This window comes from Cystobacter fuscus (assembly GCF_044360685.1).
GTDB classification, from domain to species: Bacteria; Myxococcota; Myxococcia; order Myxococcales; family Myxococcaceae; genus Cystobacter; species Cystobacter fuscus_C.
On sequence record NZ_CP043491.1, the window covers coordinates 4,861,577 to 4,878,555 of the forward strand.

Annotated in this window: 11 protein-coding genes; 3 read left to right on the forward strand and 8 right to left on the reverse strand. The window is 69.3% G+C overall.

Annotated elements, in window-relative coordinates; translation table 11 throughout:
- Positions 1–16: 16 nt before the first annotated feature.
- The 4 genes from F0U63_RS19995 to F0U63_RS20010 form a co-directional block, all read right to left on the reverse strand.
- Positions 17–544, reverse strand: coding sequence for a hypothetical protein (locus F0U63_RS19995; protein WP_395847524.1), 528 nt, complete (start codon positions 542–544; stop codon positions 17–19).
- Positions 545–1,217: 673 nt separating this feature from the next.
- The gene (locus F0U63_RS20000) at positions 1,218–4,367 is read right to left on the reverse strand and encodes an efflux RND transporter permease subunit (RefSeq protein WP_395848393.1); all 3,150 of its coding nucleotides are present in this window, start codon (positions 4,365–4,367) and stop codon (positions 1,218–1,220) included.
- Positions 4,368–4,445: 78 nt separating this feature from the next.
- Positions 4,446–5,627, reverse strand: a complete 1,182-nt coding sequence (locus tag F0U63_RS20005) for an efflux RND transporter periplasmic adaptor subunit (RefSeq protein WP_395847525.1) — start codon at positions 5,625–5,627, stop codon at positions 4,446–4,448.
- Positions 5,615–7,003, reverse strand: coding sequence for a TolC family protein (locus F0U63_RS20010; RefSeq protein ID WP_395847526.1), 1,389 nt, complete (start codon positions 7,001–7,003; stop codon positions 5,615–5,617). Before F0U63_RS20010 ends, F0U63_RS20005 begins: the two co-directional genes overlap by 13 nt.
- A gap of 182 nt (positions 7,004–7,185) precedes the next feature.
- Between F0U63_RS20010 and F0U63_RS20015 the strand changes: the two genes are divergently transcribed.
- Complete coding sequence (locus F0U63_RS20015) at positions 7,186–7,566, forward strand: MarR family winged helix-turn-helix transcriptional regulator (protein WP_395847527.1); 381 nt, start codon at positions 7,186–7,188, stop codon at positions 7,564–7,566.
- 61 nt (positions 7,567–7,627) lie between these two features.
- The gene (locus tag F0U63_RS20020; RefSeq protein WP_395847528.1) at positions 7,628–7,933 is read left to right on the forward strand and encodes a hypothetical protein; all 306 of its coding nucleotides are present in this window, start codon (positions 7,628–7,630) and stop codon (positions 7,931–7,933) included.
- A 4-nt stretch (positions 7,934–7,937) separates the two neighbouring features.
- On the opposite strand, the gene F0U63_RS20025 is transcribed toward F0U63_RS20020, so the two are convergent.
- Positions 7,938–8,906, reverse strand: a complete 969-nt coding sequence (locus F0U63_RS20025; RefSeq protein WP_395847529.1) for a D-2-hydroxyacid dehydrogenase — start codon at positions 8,904–8,906, stop codon at positions 7,938–7,940.
- Between the two features lie 157 nt (positions 8,907–9,063).
- Between F0U63_RS20025 and F0U63_RS20030 the strand changes: the two genes are divergently transcribed.
- Entirely contained in the window at positions 9,064–13,086 is a 4,023-nt protein-coding gene (locus F0U63_RS20030) for a protein kinase (RefSeq protein WP_395847530.1), read from the forward strand.
- 33 nt (positions 13,087–13,119) lie between these two features.
- On the opposite strand, the gene F0U63_RS20035 is transcribed toward F0U63_RS20030, so the two are convergent.
- From F0U63_RS20035 to F0U63_RS20045, 3 genes are read right to left on the reverse strand one after another with little or no spacing between them, the layout of a single operon-like run.
- Entirely contained in the window at positions 13,120–14,886 is a 1,767-nt protein-coding gene (locus tag F0U63_RS20035; protein ID WP_395847531.1) for a GMC oxidoreductase, read from the reverse strand.
- Positions 14,883–15,560 (reverse strand): hypothetical protein, encoded by a 678-nt coding sequence (locus tag F0U63_RS20040; protein WP_395847532.1) that lies wholly within the window; start codon positions 15,558–15,560, stop codon positions 14,883–14,885. The genes F0U63_RS20035 and F0U63_RS20040 overlap by 4 nt, the downstream gene beginning before the upstream one ends.
- Entirely contained in the window at positions 15,557–16,576 is a 1,020-nt protein-coding gene (locus F0U63_RS20045) for an esterase (RefSeq protein WP_395847533.1), read from the reverse strand. Before F0U63_RS20045 ends, F0U63_RS20040 begins: the two co-directional genes overlap by 4 nt.
- Positions 16,577–16,979: the final 403 nt, after the last annotated feature.

Consider the following 16,979-nt stretch of genomic DNA (forward strand, 5'->3'; position numbering starts at 1 on the left):
AGCAAACCACCGAGGTTCACGGTACGTTTCTCCTCCGCGGAGTTGTTGCCCTCGGGCCGCCATCCACCGGAAGCTCATTGAGCCCCGCCAGTTGCCGGGCCCGCGCGAGAACGCCCTCGTGCTGCTCCCGTAGCGCGGGGGGAATTTTCTGAGAACGTGTTCGCCGCTCGAAGCTGGCGAGAAGCTCCGCGGTCTTGCGCTTCCCCACCAAGGAGTCCTTGCTGGCCCGCGCTGACCAACCACAGACCAGCAGGCGGCAGTCTATCGAGGAATAGCCGAGTTTCTCCATCCGCCGGAGGTATGGCGAGAATCCTCTCCATGGTCCCGTGCAGGTGATCATGAGCAGGTCCTCGGTGATTCGCCTCCGCAGTTCCAATTTCTCGGACGCGGTTCGTGCTTCGGCGACGATTCGCTTCTCGAGTTGCTTGTAGGCCCGGACCTTCTCGGCGATGGGGGCGTCGCCTAGAGCGCGAAAGAGGTTTCCGCGTTCCTGTCCCCAACGCAGGAACCGCTCCTGGGTTTCTCGCGTCAGAGTCCGGGGCATGGCAGGCGCGCTCCGTTCCATGTGTAGATGGCTTCAGGCCAGAAGCCCTGCGCGGAACAATAGGCGAGACAAGAGCCGCAGCGCGTATAACCAGCTACGTGGCCGGACAATTTCTCGCCCCCCTCCGTCACGCACTTCGCATAATGCTCCGCGCACCGATCGTGGGAGTCGTCTTCAGGCTGATCGGCTTTCTTCCCCAGCGCGTTGTTCGCGCCAAGGGGCTTCAAGGATTCAGTTGCCGCGGGCTTGGGAGGCGCCTTCCCCAATTGTTCACAGGCCGCTTCCGAGCCTTTCTGGCACATGCAGTCGAGCGTACTTGCACAACCAGGACCCGGCCCAGGTCCCTGAGATTGACAGAGTTGATATCGACTCGCTGAACAGCCCAGGAGACACGGAGAGAGCAGCACCCACCATATTGAGTAACGCATGCGCTGGCCCCCCGGCAGCCGGTGCTCGAACATCATGGCCGCTCGAAGATGAGGGCGCTTCGTGGGGAAGTCACGCGGCAGCATCGACGTGCGTCGCGCCTTGTCGGGCAGCCAATAACCCGAAGCCGCACGGCCGCTCGCGGAGTCGCCTTTTCACCAAGGACTCGCGCTGGTCTCCAAAAACAAACCGCGCCCTCTCCGTGAGGAGAGGACGCGGCGGGGAAACTCCAACCGTCGGCCTTGCTTCAGGGCGACGGAGCGGGGAGGACGGGCTCCCCGTGGTGCGGCTCGGCCTCGGGCTTCGTCTCCCCCCGCAGCCGCTGCATCAACACATACAGGCCGGGGATGAAGAGGAAGTTGACCACCGTGGACACCAGCATTCCGCCGAACACCGCCGTGCCCAGCGAGTTGCGTGAGGCGGCGCCCGCGCCCGTGGCCGTCATCAGCGGCACCACGCCCAACAGGAACGCGATGGACGTCATCAGGATGGGCCGCAAGCGCACCGCCGCTGCCTCCACCACCGCGTCCGCCGCGCTCTTGCCGCTCGCGCGCAGCTGCTCGGCGAACTCCACGATGAGGATGGCGTTCTTGCTCGCCAGACCCACCAGCATCACCAGTCCCACCTGGCAGAACACGTCGTTGGCGTAGCCCCGCGCCAGCTGCAACCCGATGGCGCCCATGATCGCCAGTGGCACCGACAGGATGATGACGAAGGGCAGGGTGAAGCTCTCGTACTGCGCCGCGAGCACCAGGAACACGAACAGGATGCCCAGGCCGAAGATGATGACCGTCTGGCCTCCGCTCTCCTTCTGCTCGAGACTGATGCCCGTCCACTCCGCGCTCATGCCCTGCGGCAGCCGCTCCTGGGCGAGCGACTCCATCGCCTCGAGCGCCTGGCCCGAGGAGACGCCCGGCGCGCCCTGGCCGTTGATCTCCGCCGAGCGGAACAGGTTGTAGTGCCGGATGACCTGGGCGGACACCGTGGGCGTCACCTTCACCAGCGACTCCAGGGGAATCATCGCGCCGCTGTCACTGCGCACGTAGAACGAGCCGATGTCCTCGGGCGTGTCGCGGAACTGCTGCTCGGCCTGCATGTACACGCGGTAGGTGCGGTTGGCGTAGTTGAAGTCGTTGACGTACTGGCTGCCCATGTAGATCTGCATCGTGCTGAAGATCTGCTCCACGGGCACGCCGAGCGCCTTGGCCTTCTGCCGGTCCACCTCCACGTCGAGCAGCGGCGTGTCGGCGTTGAACGAGCTGAACACGCCGCGCAGCCGACCATCCTCGTTGCCGCTCGCCATCAGGTCCTGCGTGGCCGCCGCGATCTCATCCAGCGTGCGCGTGCCCGCGGTGTCCTGGACGATGTACTGGAAGCCGCCCACGCTGCCCACGCCGCGAATGGCCGGAGGCTGGAAGGGCAGCACGCGCGCCCCGCCGATGCGGCTGAACGGCCCGCGCAGCCGCTCCACGAGCGCCGCCACGGACTGCTCCTTGCCGAGCCGCTCCTCCCACGGTTTGAGCAGGGTGAAGACGGTGGCGTAGTTGGAGCCGTTGCCCTGCATGGAGAAGCCACCGATGGCGAACATGGTGACGACCTCGGGCTGCTCCTTGAGCACGTTCTCCACGTCCATGAGCACCTTCTCCGTCTGGGCGAGCGACATGCCCTCGGGGCCCTGGATGGAGGTGATGATATAGCCCTGGTCCTCGTCCGGGATGAAGCCGGTGGGCGCCGAGCGGAAGAGCAGCCCCGTGGCCGCGATGCACAAGAGGAAGGCGCCGAGGATGAGCAGCGGATAGCGCAGCACGGCGTGCAGGCCGCGGCTGTAGGTGTCGCGCGTCCAGTCGAGCGCCTTGTCCACCATGCGGAAGAAGACCCACTTCTCCCCCTGGTGGTGGCGCAAGAGGCGCGCGCTCAGGGCGGGCGTCAGCGTGAGGGCGCAGAAGGTGGACAGGCCCACGGACGCGGCGATGGTGAGCGCGAACTGGCGGTAGATGGCGCCCGTGGTGCCCGGGAACAAGGCCACGGGGACGAACACCGCCACCAGCACGATGGAGATGGCCACCACCGCGCCCGCCACTTCCTTCATGCCCTCGCGCGCCGCCTCGAAGGGCGACAGGTGGCGCTCGGCCATGAGCCGCTCGATGTTCTCGATGACCACGATGGCGTCGTCCACCACGAGACCCGTGGCCAGCGTCAGGCCGAACAGGGTGAGCGTGTTGATGGAGAAGCCCATCAGGTAGACGAAGGCGAAGGTGCCCACCAGCGACACCGGCAGGGTGATGGCGGTGATGAGCACGCTGCGCCAGCCATGCAGGAACAGGAAGATGACGAGGATGACGAGGGCGATGGCCTCGATGAGCGTGTGCACCACCTCGTTGATGGAGGCGCGCACCGCGAGCGTGGTGTCCGTGCCCGTCTTGAACTCGAGCCCCGGGGGGAACTGCTTGCCCAACCGCTCCAGCTCCCGGTACACGCCGTCGCGCACGTCGAGCGCGTTGGCGGTGGGCAACTGGAAGATGGCCAGGCCCACGCCCGGCCTGCCGTTGAAGCGCAGGAGCGTGCCGTAGTTCTCCGCGCCCATCTCCACGCGGCCCAGATCCTTCACGCGCACGAGCTTGCCGTCCGTGTTGCGCTGGACGACGACCTCGCCGAACTCCTCGGGCTCCATGAGCCGGCCACGGGCGCGCACGGCGATCTGATAGGGCTGCTCGGTGGCGGAGGGCGGCTGGCCCACCTGGCCCGCGGCCACCTGGAGGTTCTGCTCCTGGAGGGCGCGCGTCACGTCCTGGGGCGTGAGGCCGCGGCTGGCGAGCTTGGACGGGTCCAACCACAGCCGCATGGAGAACTTGCGCTCGCCGAAGATGCGCACCTCGCCCACGCCGCGCACGCGCTTGATGGCGTCCTTGAGGTTCACGTCCGCGTAGTTGCTCATGAACTTCGCGTCGTAGCGGTTGTCGGGGCTGGACAGGCCCACCGTCAGGAGCATCTGGCTGGAGGCCTTGTTCACGACGATGCCCGTCTGGTTCACCAGCGAGGGCAGGCGCGAGGCGGCGCGGCTCACGCGGTTCTGCACGTCGACGGCCGCCACCTCGATGTCGCGCGTGGGCTCGAAGGTGACGGTGATGGAGCTGGTGCCGTCATTGCTGCTCGTGGAGGACATGTAGCGCATGCCCTCCACGCCGTTGATCTCCTGCTCGAGCGGAATGGTGACGGCGCTCTCCACCACCTCGGCGCTCGCGCCGACGTAGGTGCTGGTGACGGTCACCTGGGGCGGTGCCAGGTCCGGGTACTGGGAGATGGGCAGGGTGGGAAGAGCGACCACCCCCGCCAGCGTCAGCAGGATGGAACAGACGGCGGCGAAGACGGGTCTGCGGATGAAGAAGTCGACGAACACGGCGGTGAAGCCCTCATTCTCTCGGCGCAAGCCGGGCGCGGCGTCCCAGGGGGGCGCGCCCGGCTTCCACGGGTGTGACTAGCGGCTGCCCCCGGCGGCACCACCGCCACCGTTGGCTTGGATGGCCTTCTCGGCCTGGGCGGGCGACGCGGCGGGCGCCGACTCCTTGACCTTCACCGGCGAGCCATCGCGCAGCGCCTGCAGCGAGCTGACGGCGACGCGATCTCCCGGCTGGAGGCCCTCCTCCACGACATAGGCCATGGCGCCGAGCGCGCCGAGCTGGATGGGCCGGCGGTTGACCACCGTCTTCCCCTCCTTCTCCGACACCACGAGCGCGAAGGGCTGGCCGCTCTGGCGCAGCACGGCGAGCGCGGGAAGCCTCAGCGCGCTGCGCGTGGAGTAGATGACGCGCGCGCGCACCAGCTCGCTCGGGCGCAGGCCCACGGTGTTGCGGAAGGCGGCCTTGACCTCCACCAGCTGCGTGCGCGGGTCCGCCTGGGGCGCCACGAAGAAGATGGGGCTGGAGACGAGCACCTGTCCGTTGGAGTCGAGCACCTCGAGCGGCGTCTCGGGCCGCAGCGAGCGCGCGCGCTCGGAGGGCACCGCCACGCTCACTTCCAGCACGTCCGCCTGGGCCACGCTGGTGAGCGGGGTGGTGGTACCCACGAAGTCACCCAGGCGCACGAGCACGTCACCCACCGTGCCGCCAAAGGGCGCGCGCACGGTGTTGTACTGCAGCTGCACCGCGCGCTGCGTCTCCTGGGCCGCCGCGGCGCGCGTGCTGGCCTCCAGCGCGTCCACCTGCGCCCGCGCCTGCTCCAGCTCCTGGGCGCTGGCGAGGCCCTCCTTGTAGAGCGACTCGATGCGGGCGCGCGTGCGGCGCGACTGCTCGAGGTTCACCTCCGAGGAGGCGCGCTGGGCCCGGGCGCTGTCGAGCGCGGCGCTCGCCTCGCGCGAGTCCACGTCCAGGAGCGCGTCTCCCTGCTCCACCTTCTGGCCAGGACGCACGTGGATCTTGCGCACGTAGCCGGGCACCTGCGACAGCACGTTGACGCTCTGCCGCGACAGGAGCGTGCCCAGGTACTCCCCGGTGTCACGCACCTCGCCCGGCGCCAGCCGCACCACCTCCACCTCGCGCGGCGGCGGAGGCGGCTTGGCGGGAGGCTTGCCACCACATCCCACGCTCCCCGCCAACATCGCGGCTCCCCAGACTCCCATCATCATCGCCTTCAGGGGGCGTCCCTTGTTCACCAGTCGCACCGGGCCTCCGTCAAGAATGCGTCCAGGCGTGCCTGGACGAGCTCGAATTCACGCAGAGCCAGCGACAGCTCCGCCTGCCGCAACGCCGCTCCGCTCTGCACCAATTCCAAACTGCTCCCGCGGCCCACCTCGTAGGCGCGACGGGTGAGTTGATCCGTCCTCGCGGCCAGTTCCCGCGACGCGGCCGAGGTCTTCACCAACGACTCCGACACCCCCACGTTGCGCTTCGCCCGCGCCACCTCCACCTCCACGTTGCGCCGCGTGCTCTCCAACGTCTCCGCCGACTGCTGCTCCACGCCCCGGCGCTCGCGCACGAGCCCTCCCCGCAGACCGCCCTCCCAGATGGGCACGGCCAGCACGGCGGCGAGGCTCCAGGTGGTCAGCGTCGCCGGCGCCGGATTCGACGTCGTGTAGCCGTTGAGGTTGCTGCTCAGAGACAGGGTGGGGAGGTAGCCCGCCGTGGCTTGCTGCCTGCTGTCCCGGGCCGAGTGGAGCTGGGCACGCGCCGACTCCACGTCCGAGCGCTTGTCCGCACTCTCCAGGGCGGAGCACTCACTCACCGCCTGATCCACCAACCCCTGGAGCTGGAAGGTGGGCTCCACACCCACCTCCTGGGGAAGGCCGAGCGCGAGGCCGAGGGCCTCGCGGGTGCGGCGCAGCTGCTCGTCTCCGGAGATGAGGGCCTGCCGGGCGATCTCCACGTCCTGCTGCACGCGCACCACGTCGAGCTGGGTGCCCACGCCGAGCTGGAAGGAGCGCTCGGTGAGCGCCGCCCGCTCGAGGGCCCGGAGCAGGCCGACGCGGTTGAGCTCGGCCGAGCGCTCGGCGGCCACCGTGGCCACGAGCGAGCGGGCGAGCCCCAGGGTGAGGCGCCGCTGCACGTCCTTCAGGCTCTCCCGGGCGCTCGTCTCGGCGAACTGGGCCGAGTGCAGCCCGCGCCAGGCGCTCACGTCCACCAGGGACTGGGTGAGTGACGCCGTGGCGCTCGCCAGCGGCACCGTGGGAGTGGGCTGGTTGCCCTGGGGGATGATGGGCGCGCCGGTGAGGCCCACGGCGAGGCCCGGGTGGAGCAGGTCCGTCGAGACGCCCGCGCTCAGGCGCGCATTGGGCAGGAGCGCCGACAGGGACTGACGCCAGCGGCCCTCGGCGCGCTGCACGTTGGCCTCGGCGGTCCTCAGGTCCGTGGAGCGCTCGCGCACCAGCGCCAGGGCCTCCTGCCACGTCGCCACCCTCCGGGAGGCGGGCTCCACCGGAGCCAGCATCGGATCATTCACCTGGGGTTGGAACGGCGGGGGCGCGGCCGTCGGCTCCTGCGCCACCGCCAGGGGCGGGGCCGCGGTGAGCGCGAGGACGAGAAGGGCGAGACGGGAAGTCATACGGGGACGGACACCCAGAAAGAGTTGACGCGGTGCGTGTCGTCCGGGTGACCCCCGGAAGAACCGGCGCGTTGCGGCGGTTGACAACTATTGTCGACCACAAGCATTGTCTACGTCAAATGAGTCTCTGTGAGCAACTCGCTTCTGTGCGCCGGGGCACGCACCGGCTGTTGGTCCGCCGCTTGAGTTCGCGGACGCGCCGGTCGTTGCACCAACTGGTGGCCCTGAAGGTCATCGCCCTGCGGGGGGTGCACACCCAGGCGCAACTGGCGGAGCGGCTGCTCATCGACGCCCCCGCCGTGAGCCGGCTGGTGGATCGGCTCCAGGAGGACGGGCTGGTGACGCGCGAGGCGGGAGCGGATCGCCGCTGTGTGCGGCTCCAGGTGACCAACGCGTGCTGGCCGGAGGTGGAGGTGCTGGAGGACGAGGTGCGGCGCGTGGACGAGGAGGTGGCGAAGCACCTGACGGCCGAGGAGATGAGCGAGTTGAAGCGCCTGCTGGACAAGGTGCACGTGGCGCTCGGTGCGAACACGGCCGTCAACGAGAAGCAGCTCGCGGAGTGAGCCGGTTGAGGCCGCCCCCGGGTTCCCTCATCATGAGGGGACCTTCCGAGGAGGCCGCCCGATGAAGACGCTGCTCGCCGTGCTCCCACTCGCCCTGTCCGGACAGCTGCCCGCCCAGGGCGCGGAGAACGTGGCCCCGGCGGAAAGCCCTCGGATGACGATCATCCGGTTCGAGGATGTCGCCGTGCGCCCCTCGACGCTTCCGGTGGAGAGCCCTCGGCGCACGGTCATCGGGTTCGAGGATGACGCGCTGGACCTGCTCGATCCGCCCACGGACCGGACCGGGTGCTTCCGGCGCCCCAGCATCCTGGTACGGGTCCGCGAGGATTTCGACGGCAAGGTGATGCAGTCGGCGGACGAGATGTAGTCCGTCAGTAGCCCGCCGCCTTGTCGACGACGTTGAGCAGAGGCTCACCCTTCTCGAAGCGCTCGAGGTTCTTCAGGAAGAGCACCACGGCGTCCTCGCGCCAGGTGGGCGTTTGATCCGCGCAGTGCGGTGAGAGCAGGACGTTGTCGAGCCGCCAGAAGGCATGTCCCGCCGGGAGCGGCTCGGTCTCGAAGACATCCAACGCGGCCCCGCGCAGGCGTCCTTCCTCCAGGGCCTTCACCAGCGCCGGCTCGTCCACGGTGCTACCGCGGCCGATGTTGAGGAGCACGGCGCCCGGCTTCATGGCGCGCAGCTCCGGCTCACCCATCAGCCGATGCGTTCCGGACGTGTGGGGCAGGGCGAGCAGCAGGTAGTCCGAGGCGGCGATCATCTCGTGCCCGCGCTCGAAGGGGAACAGCTCGTCCACGAGTGGGTCCCCCGCGCTGCGCGACGGCTGGCGCCGGCAGGCCAGGATGCGCATGCCGAAGGGCCTGGCCCGTTCCGCCACCGCGCGGCCGATGTCCCCATACCCGAGGATGCCCAGGGTCTGTCCGCGCAGCTCCACGGGCGAGAACTGTTCCCAGCGCGCCTCGCGCTGCTGGCGCACCAGGCGGCGCAGATCCTTGGCGAAGAACAACATCGCGGCCAGGGCGAACTCGGCGAGCGAACCGCTGTAGACGCCCTTGGAGTTGGTGAGGGGAAGGGGACTCTGGAGGATCTCCTCGAAGAGGAGGTTCTCCACCCCCGCGGAGAGCGCGTGGATCCACCGCAGGGAGCGGGCCCGTGGCAGCAGCGCGCGCAGCACCTCCTTCTTCTGCACGCCGAGCAGCAACACCTGGGCCTGCTCGATGGCCGGGGCCAGTTGCTCCTCGGAGAGGCCGACGGTGAGGCGCAGGCCCGGAGCCAGCCGCCGCAGGGCGGACACGGAGGGGGAGGAGGGATCCGCGAGGACCAGCAGCTGTTCGACGTTCATGGGCCGCCGACCCTATCAGTCCCATGCCGACTCGCCTGGGTGACCGTGGACCTGCCTTCGCCAGGGCCTGCTGGTCCATGGGGCAGTGGACCCCTACCTTATGCTCATCGGGGCTCCTGGCCTCGACGGGAGGGGGTAACCCGATTGGGGGTAGGGCATGGCTGATGGGCTCCCGGACAGCACCGACAATCCCTCTTCGAGCCCGGCGCCACGAAGTCAGACCGCCGGGTTGGATGATTCCGAGTTCGATGATTCCCTCCTGCGGGCCGTGGCCGACGGCCCCGCCTTGTTCCGCAAGCCAGCCATCGGGGAACGGCTGGGCGGCTCGGATGGGCGGCGCTTCGAGATCCTCGGAGAGCTGGGGCAGGGGGGCATGGGGCAGGTGTTCCGCGCGCGCGACGCGGAGCTGCAGCGGGTGGTGGCGCTCAAGTTCTTCCGGCCCCGGGCGGATGCCGGAGCCAATGGCTCCTCCCTGGAGCTGTTGCGGCAGGAGTCGCGGGCCATCGCGCGGTTGGATCACGAGAACATCATCCGGGTCTTCGACGTGGCCGAATGGGTGGGCGCTTCGTGGGAGCCCCGGATTCCCTTCCTCATCATGGAGTGCTTGGAGGGTGAATCGCTCGCGTCCTTGTTGCGGCGGGAGCGGCGGCCAGGCGTGCGGCGTGCCCTGGAGGTGATGGAGGGGGTGGCGGCCGGCCTGGCGCACGCGCACGAGCGTCACGTCCTCCACCGCGACCTCAAGCCGAGCAATGTCTTCATCAGTCCCCAGGGGCGCGTGAAGCTGTTCGACTTCGGGCTCGCCTGGTCTCGTCTCGCCGGCGATGCCGCCTCGGCCTTCCTGCCCATGGCCGGGACGCCCGCCTATATGTCCCCCGAGCAGTGGCGGGGAGGCGCGCAGGACGCGCGCAGTGATCTCTGGTCCGCGGGTCTCCTGCTGTACGAGCTGCTGTGTGGGGAGCTGCCCTATCCGTACGACGGGCTGGATGCGCTGCGCGAGCACGTCACCTCGTCCGAGCCGGTGCCCTCGGTGCGCCTCCGCTGTCCGGAGGTGCCCGAGGAGGTGGAGGCCCTGGTGGCCTCGCTCCTGGCGAAGGCGCCCGAGGCGCGTCTGCCTTCCGCCCATCAACTCCTGGCGCGGCTGCGCCAACTGCAGGAGGGCCTGGGTCCCTGGCGCGAGGAACCCCGGGCGGTGGTGCCGCAGCGCCGGGCGGTAACGCTGATGTCCTGCCTCCTGGTGGGCGCGCAGGGAGTGTCCGAGACGTCCGATCCCGAGGACCTGAGCGAGCTGGAGGCCACCTTCCACAAGCGCTGCTCGGAGATCATCCAGGCACATGGGGGCTCCATCACGAGCTGCATGGGGGAGGAAGTGCTGGCCTGCTTCGGCTACCCGGTGGCCCACGAGGAGGATGCCGAGCACGCCGTGGCGGCGGCGCTCGAACTCTCCGCGGACGGGCTCACCCTCCAACTGGGCCTGCATACGGAGACGGTGGTGTTGGATGACGGTCTTCCTCAGCTTCATGGCCGCGCGCCCACCATCCAGGGCGAGGCGCCCCGCATCGCCGCGTGGCTCGCCCGCCAGGCCCGTCCCGGCACCGTCGTCCTCAGCCCGGCCACGCATGCCCTGGTGCGGCCAGCCTTCGACGCTTCTCCCCTCGGCGAGCGCTCGTTCGAGGGGTTGTCCAAGGCGCGCTCGATGCCGCTGTGGCGGGTGGAGCGCGCGCGAGAGACGGTGTTCCGCTTCGATCGCACGCTGGCCGCCGGGGCGCTCACCCCCCTGGTGGACCGGGACGAGGAGCTGCGCCGGCTGCTCGGCTTCTGGAAGGAGGCCCAGGAAGGCCGAGGCTCCTTCGTGCTGCTCTCGGGTGAGGCGGGCCTCGGCAAGTCCCGGCTCCTCGAGGAGCTGCGCCAGCGAATCCCGCCGTCCTCGTGCATCCTCCTGCGCTGCCAATGCTGGAGCCAGTACACCCAGAGCGCCTTCCACCCCATCATCGAGATGATGCAGGGGCTGCTCCGGCTGGCTCCGGAGGGCTCGCCCCAGGACAACCGCCGCGTGCTGGACGCCCGCCTGACGCAGTGGGGCCTGGACGAAGAGCAGCGGGAGCTCCTCGCCGCCTTCCTCTCGCTCCCCTCGGGGGGCGCCGCTCCACGCTTCCCCCTGTCGCCGGAGCAGCGAAAGGAGCGCACCCGTGAGGCGCTCACGGCGCTGCTGCTCCACCAGTCCCGCACGCGGCCCGTGCTCGCCCTGGTGGAGGATCTGCACTGGGCGGATCCCTCCACCCGGGAGCTGCTCGACATGGTGCTCAGCCGGATGGAGCACGCGCGGGTGCTCGTCGTCGCGAGCACCCGCGACGCGGACGGCTCCGGACTTCACGCCGAGCGGCTGTCCTTCCACCACCTGGCGTTGAATCGGCTGCCAGCGCCCCTCACGGCCCGTCTGGTGTGCGAGGCCGCGGGAACGGCCTTGCCGGAGGAGACGGTCCACCTGCTGGTGGAGAAGACGGAAGGAGTGCCCCTCTTCGTGGAGGAGCTGACGCATCAGGTGGCCGCCGGCGGCAGCGTGCCCTCACTGCCCCTCACCCTGAATGGGTTGCTGCTGGCCCGGCTGGACGCGCTGCCGGTGCGGCTCAAGACCCTGGCCCAGCTCTGCGCCGTGGTGGGCCGCGGCTTCACCCGGACGTTGATGACGTCGCTGACCCGGCGCGAGCCATCCTCGTTGCGCGAGGACCTGGGCGCGCTGGTAACCGCGGGTCTGCTCCAGCGGAGTGAAGACGTGGAGGAGGGCGTCGCCTACCAGTTCCGCCATGCCCTCTTCCAGGAGGCCGCCTACCAGTCCCTTCCCCGGGGCCCCCGGCGTCACCACCACCGGCGGATCGCCCAGGCCCTGGAGGAGCAGTTCCCCAAGGTGGTGCAGACCCAGCCGGAGTTGCTCGCCCACCACTACACCGAGGCCGGGGTCCCCACGCGGGCCCTCGTCTATTGGCGGAGCGCCGCGCAGCGCGCCCTGCAGCGCTCGGCGAACCAGGAGGCCGTGAACCACCTGAACCAGGCGCTCACGCTGCTCGGCACCCAACCCGACACGCCCCAACGCACCCAGCAGGAATTGCAGCTCCTCTCCCTCCTGGGCATTCCACTGACCCAGGTGCGCGGCTTGAGAGCCCCCGAGGTGAAGCGCACCTACGCCCGGGTGCGTGAGCTGATCCCCCTCGTGGGCGACGCGCTACCGACCCTGGAGGTGTCCTACTGGGGGTCGTTCTCCTATTCCTACTGCCGCGCCGAGTACCGCGAGGCCTACACCCTGGGCGAACAGCTCGTGGAGGTGGGCTCCCGCCAGCGGCACCAGGAGCTGCTCGTCCTGGGCTACCGCATGATGGCCAACATCCTCTTCATGTGGGGGCGGATGCGCGAGGCACTCGACTACGCGGAGCGCGCCGTGGCGTGCTCGGACTTCTCCCTGGAGGAGCATATGCGCCTGGCCGTGCGGCACTGGGTAGACCCCACCGCGGTGGCGCTCGCCCACGGCGCCCTCATCCAATCCGTGGCCGGCAACCACGACAGGGCCCTGCGCTGGGGCCGGGACGCACGTCTACTCGCCGAGCGCATCGGTCATCCCCTGACGCACGCCTATGTGCTCCTCTATTCCGCGGTGGCCAGTCAGTTCCAGGGCGATGCGCGGAGGACCCTCGCGCTGGCCGAGGCCTGTCTCGAGCTGGTGCGCGAGCACCGGGTGCGCCTGCTGGTGGAATGGGTGATGTGGGTCGGCATGCTGCGCGCCTGGGCGCTCTCCGAGCTGCAGTTGCCCGAGGCGGGCCTGGCGCAGATGCGCCTGGGGTTGGGCCGGTGGCGCCTCGTGGGCCTGCACGCGGCGATACCCCACTTCGTGGGCCTGCTGGCGCAGGTGCACCTGCGGCGGCGGCGGCCCCAGGAAGCCCTGCGCGCGGTGAACGAGGCCCTGCGATGGGTGGAGTCGACGGGCGAGCGCTTCTTCGAGGCGGAGGTGTACCGCGTCGGCGCCCAGGCGTGGCGGGAGCTGGGCGACGAGGCCCGGGCACTTGAATTCCTCGAGCGGGCCGTGCACATCGCGCGGGAACAGGGCGCCGGGCTGTTCGAGCAGCGCGCCCTGCTGCTCCTGGAGTCACACGAGGCGCGGCCCGGGGAAGCGGCGCGGCACGCACACGAGTGAGCCGGAGCCCACCGCGTCGGGCGCCGCCTCCCTTCAGTGGACGGCCACCGCCTGCTCGCGCCCGGAGACGCGCGAGCGGGTGGGGGGGCGCGAGTGCTCGATGAGGTGATCGGCGAAACGATCCGCGAGCGCCGCGATGGTGAGGCTCGGGTTGACGCCCGTGGGGCCCGGCAACACCGAACCATCCGCCACGTAGAGGCCGGGGTGGTTGAAGACCTCGCCATGGGAGTCCACCACGCCTTCGGCCACGGAGCGGCCCATGGGGCAGCCCCCGAGCGGGTGCGCGACGATGATGCGGCTGAGGTAGCTGAGCGGGTTCCGGATGAACCGTCCCCCGAGCACGCGGGCCACCCGGGCCATGGTCCGCTGCACGCGCTGGAAGTAGGCCGACGAGCCGCGCATCTTCCAGTCCACCGTCAGCATGTCCGCCTCGTTGAGGGACATGCGCCCGGTGGGCAGATCCCGGCCCATGGCGAGCAGTGGCAGTGAACTGGAGGAGCCCACGCAGTCGCCAATCGCATCGGCGATCTCCGCGCTCACGTCGGTGTCCTTGTTCAAGCCGAGCCAGCTCTGGGCGAGCCGGAACCCCAGCCGGGCGAGGCGGTGCGTGAGGGCGGCCTGGTTGAGTCCTTCGTGGAGCCAGTTGACGAACTCCGGGTAGCCCGCGTCCTGGATGTAGAAGCCACGGCCGGTGCCCCCTTGGGACGCGTCGCGAATGCGCAGGCTGCTGGTGATGACCGGGCCATGGCCCCCATCGAGCAGGCGGGGCTCGTATCCCCGGTTGCCCTTCTGGACGCACTTGGAGACGAAGGACACCAGGTCGCCATTGCCGCTGAACTGCGTGCCGAGCCGGGTGCTGAGCCCCGGCAGCGCCGCCTGGTTCTTGAGCAGCAGAAACGTGGTGCCGAAGGTGCCCGCCGACAGCACGAGCTTGTCCGCCGTGATGATCCTGCCCCGCTGGTCGGACAGGGGCATCGGGGGAGGCTCGCCCTCCCGGGCCTGGGAATGGTCCAGGTACTCGACGGCATAGCCGCCGCGCTCATGCCAGAAGGAGCGCACCTCGCAGCGTGCGCGCAGCTCCGCCCCGGCCCGTTTGGCGGCCGACAGGTACGTGTAGTCGAGCGTGTTCTTGCTGCCGTAGTTGCAGCCGATGTCGCACTCGCCGCACAGCCGGCACGTCAGGCGGGTGCGCCCGTGCAGGTTGCCCTGGGGCTCGTGGATGGGCTCGCCCGGGATGGGGAGCTGTCCAGGGTTGCCGAACGTCACCGCCAGGGGCGGCAACTCCCAGTCGGCCTTGAGCCCCATGCGCTCGGCGGCGAGCTTCATCGCGATCGTCTTGGCGGTGCGGCGGTAGGGCTCCTGATTGAACGGGTAGCGCTGGGCGCCGAGCATCTTCTCCACGGCGTCGTAGTGTGACTCCAGCTCCTCGCGGTTGACGGGCCAGTACTCGTAGCCCTCGTGGCGGGGAGACTCGCGCACGAAGGTCTTCTCGTCCTTGCGCAGCAGCACGTTGGCGTAGATGAGCGAGCCCCCGCCGAGCCCGCTCGACACCACGCCCGCGAGCCCGGGGAAGGACCAGATGTTGAAGAGCCCATGCAGCCCCTGGTGGGGATCCCAGAAGTTGCGGCGCATGCCATAGGGGCTGCGCGGGAACGAGCCGGGGGGATAGGCCTTGCCCCGCTCCAGGAGACAGACACGCAGGCCCGCCTCGGCCAGCCGCCAGGCCATCACCGAGCCGCCAAAGCCAGACCCCACGATGATGACATCGAAATGTTCTCGTCGTTGTTGTCTCGGACTCATGGGAATTCCATTCGCGGGGAGATAGGGATGAAGGGCTGGCCCGCGTGCCGGGGAGCGAGCACCCGGGGGGCGTAGAGCCGCCAGAGGGAGCCGAGGAAGAACTCGCCAAAGCGCAGCCGGGTCTGGAGACCCATGGGCTCCGGGAGGCGGGAACCCATGGAGGCCACGAGCGCGAGCAGATCCCGGAGCCCCAGCGAGAGCACTCCCGCGCCCACGAGCGGGCCGCGCTCGTCCTCGCCCTCGTGGAGCCGGCAGGAGAGCCGGGTGGTGTCGCGCCACAGGTCCCAGCCATGGTCGTCACGGACGGTCTTGGTGCCCGACAGGTAATACGCGCGCCCTCCGCTCACGAAGGGCAGGCCATAGGTCATCAACCGGATCCCCGGTGTGTCTCCGGGCCGGAACAGGTTGAAGCGCCCCCGCTCCACGAGCAGCTCCTGGCCGAAGGGCGAATAGGAGGCACGGGCCAGCAGCCGGGCCGTGTGCGCCGGGTTCTCGACGAAGGCCTCCACGTCGTCCACGAGGATGGTGGCGTGGAAGGTGAAGGGCGTGCGCCGGCCCCGGGCGGCGCCCTGGCGGGGGTCCGTGGTTCCCAGCGCCAGCCCCCCCGACATGGTCTCGCGGAAGAAGAGCTCGGGGGCGGTGTCCTGGATTTCTCGATCTTCGTTCATCGTCATGCGCGCTCCTGAACGGGCCGGTTCAACTCGGCCTGGATGAGGGGGAAGATGTCCCAGGGCGCGTTCTTGCCCATGAAGACATCGAGGTGGCCGTAGCCCGGCACCACGAGCAGCGAGTGGTAGCCGCGCCGGTAGCGGGACATGGCCTCGTAGGAGCGCCGCTGGCTCTCGGCGAGGAAGCACCGGTTGCCGCGGCCGGCCATGAAGACGAACCGGGCATCCGTCTGGGGACGGCGCAGGGCCACGTCCTGGGGCAGCTCCCGGTAGCCCTCGACGGGAACGGTGTAGCCCGCCCGCAGGCTCTCGAGCATCTGCCGGAAGAAGGAGAGGGGAACCTGGGCGAACTCCTGCTTCACCCATTCATGGGTTTGCGGATTGAGGTTCTCGTGACTCCAGAGCGTGGGATGGCCCAGGCCGTAGATGACGCTCACCATCTTGCACACGGTGTTGTCGCACTCGTGATGGGTGGCTCGCGCCAGGAGGGTCACGGCCTGGGGGATCAGGCCCTCGGGCCCAAGGCCCCACTGGGGATTCAGGTAGGACGTCCACCGAGAGAACAGGGGGACGAGCTGGCGCAGCTTGAGGCACGTGGCGCGCGACATCACCGGGTGCAGGGAGACGGCGTTGCTGATGATCAGCTTCACCTGGGGCAGCAGCCCGGCGACCGCCGAGAGGATGAAGCTCGTCGCGCCCTGACAATGGACGATGGCCTTGACCTCGTTCCAGCCCGTCTTCTGGACGATCGTCTCGATGGCCTTGGGGTGGTCATGGACGGCCGCTTGATCGAACGTCCACTCGTTGGGCGCCACGTCGATGCTGGCCCGCCAGTTCTCCAGCCAGACATCGTAGCCGTCGGCGACGAGCGTATCGACGAGTGTCCGCCGAATGGGGGCGCGGAAGATGTTGGCGCGCACGCCGGCGCCATGCACGAGGATCACCGGCCCCCTGACTGGAGCGGGAGAGCCTCGGACCCGGATGAGATTCAATGGCTTGCCATCACCCGCACGGAAGTTCACGATCTCCTCACGAGGGTGGGAATAGATAACGGTATTGGCACGCATTATGGAAAACTCCCCCTACATTTGGATGATTGGCGATGCACATGCTTGATGACACGGCATTGTGCAGGGCCCGTTTCCCTGACCGCCTTGGCCAAGCCAGGGGCCTTCTCCCCAATGGACGGCCGTCACGGCGGATGTGACGAGGGGTCCTGTGAGAGCCGGACGGAGCGCGAAGAGCCCTCGGGGAACCGACCGTTCGCGGTCACGCTCCTCACATGATTGGATGAATGAACCTCATCCCTTCGCCGCGCTTTACCCAGAGTTCCCGCGCGTCTGTTTCCTGGAAGATGATCGACAGGTCGACGCTCCGCGGCATCGTCCCGCGGCGTCCAGGCGGGCGGTAGCGTCATGGCCGCCG

Excerpts from the sequence above, each read along its gene's own strand:
- F0U63_RS19995 (WP_395847524.1), bottom strand. The coding sequence starts at position 544 with ATGCCCCGGACTCTGACGCGAGAAACCCAGGAGCGGTTCCTGCGTTGG.
- F0U63_RS20010 (WP_395847526.1), bottom strand. The coding sequence starts at position 7,003 with ATGACTTCCCGTCTCGCCCTTCTCGTCCTCGCGCTCACCGCGGCCCCG.
- F0U63_RS20020 (WP_395847528.1), top strand. The coding sequence starts at position 7,628 with ATGAAGACGCTGCTCGCCGTGCTCCCACTCGCCCTGTCCGGACAGCTG.
- F0U63_RS20025 (WP_395847529.1), bottom strand. The coding sequence starts at position 8,906 with ATGAACGTCGAACAGCTGCTGGTCCTCGCGGATCCCTCCTCCCCCTCC.
- F0U63_RS20030 (WP_395847530.1), top strand. The coding sequence starts at position 9,064 with ATGGCTGATGGGCTCCCGGACAGCACCGACAATCCCTCTTCGAGCCCG.
- F0U63_RS20035 (WP_395847531.1), bottom strand. The coding sequence starts at position 14,886 with ATGAGTCCGAGACAACAACGACGAGAACATTTCGATGTCATCATCGTG.
- F0U63_RS20040 (WP_395847532.1), bottom strand. The coding sequence starts at position 15,560 with ATGACGATGAACGAAGATCGAGAAATCCAGGACACCGCCCCCGAGCTC.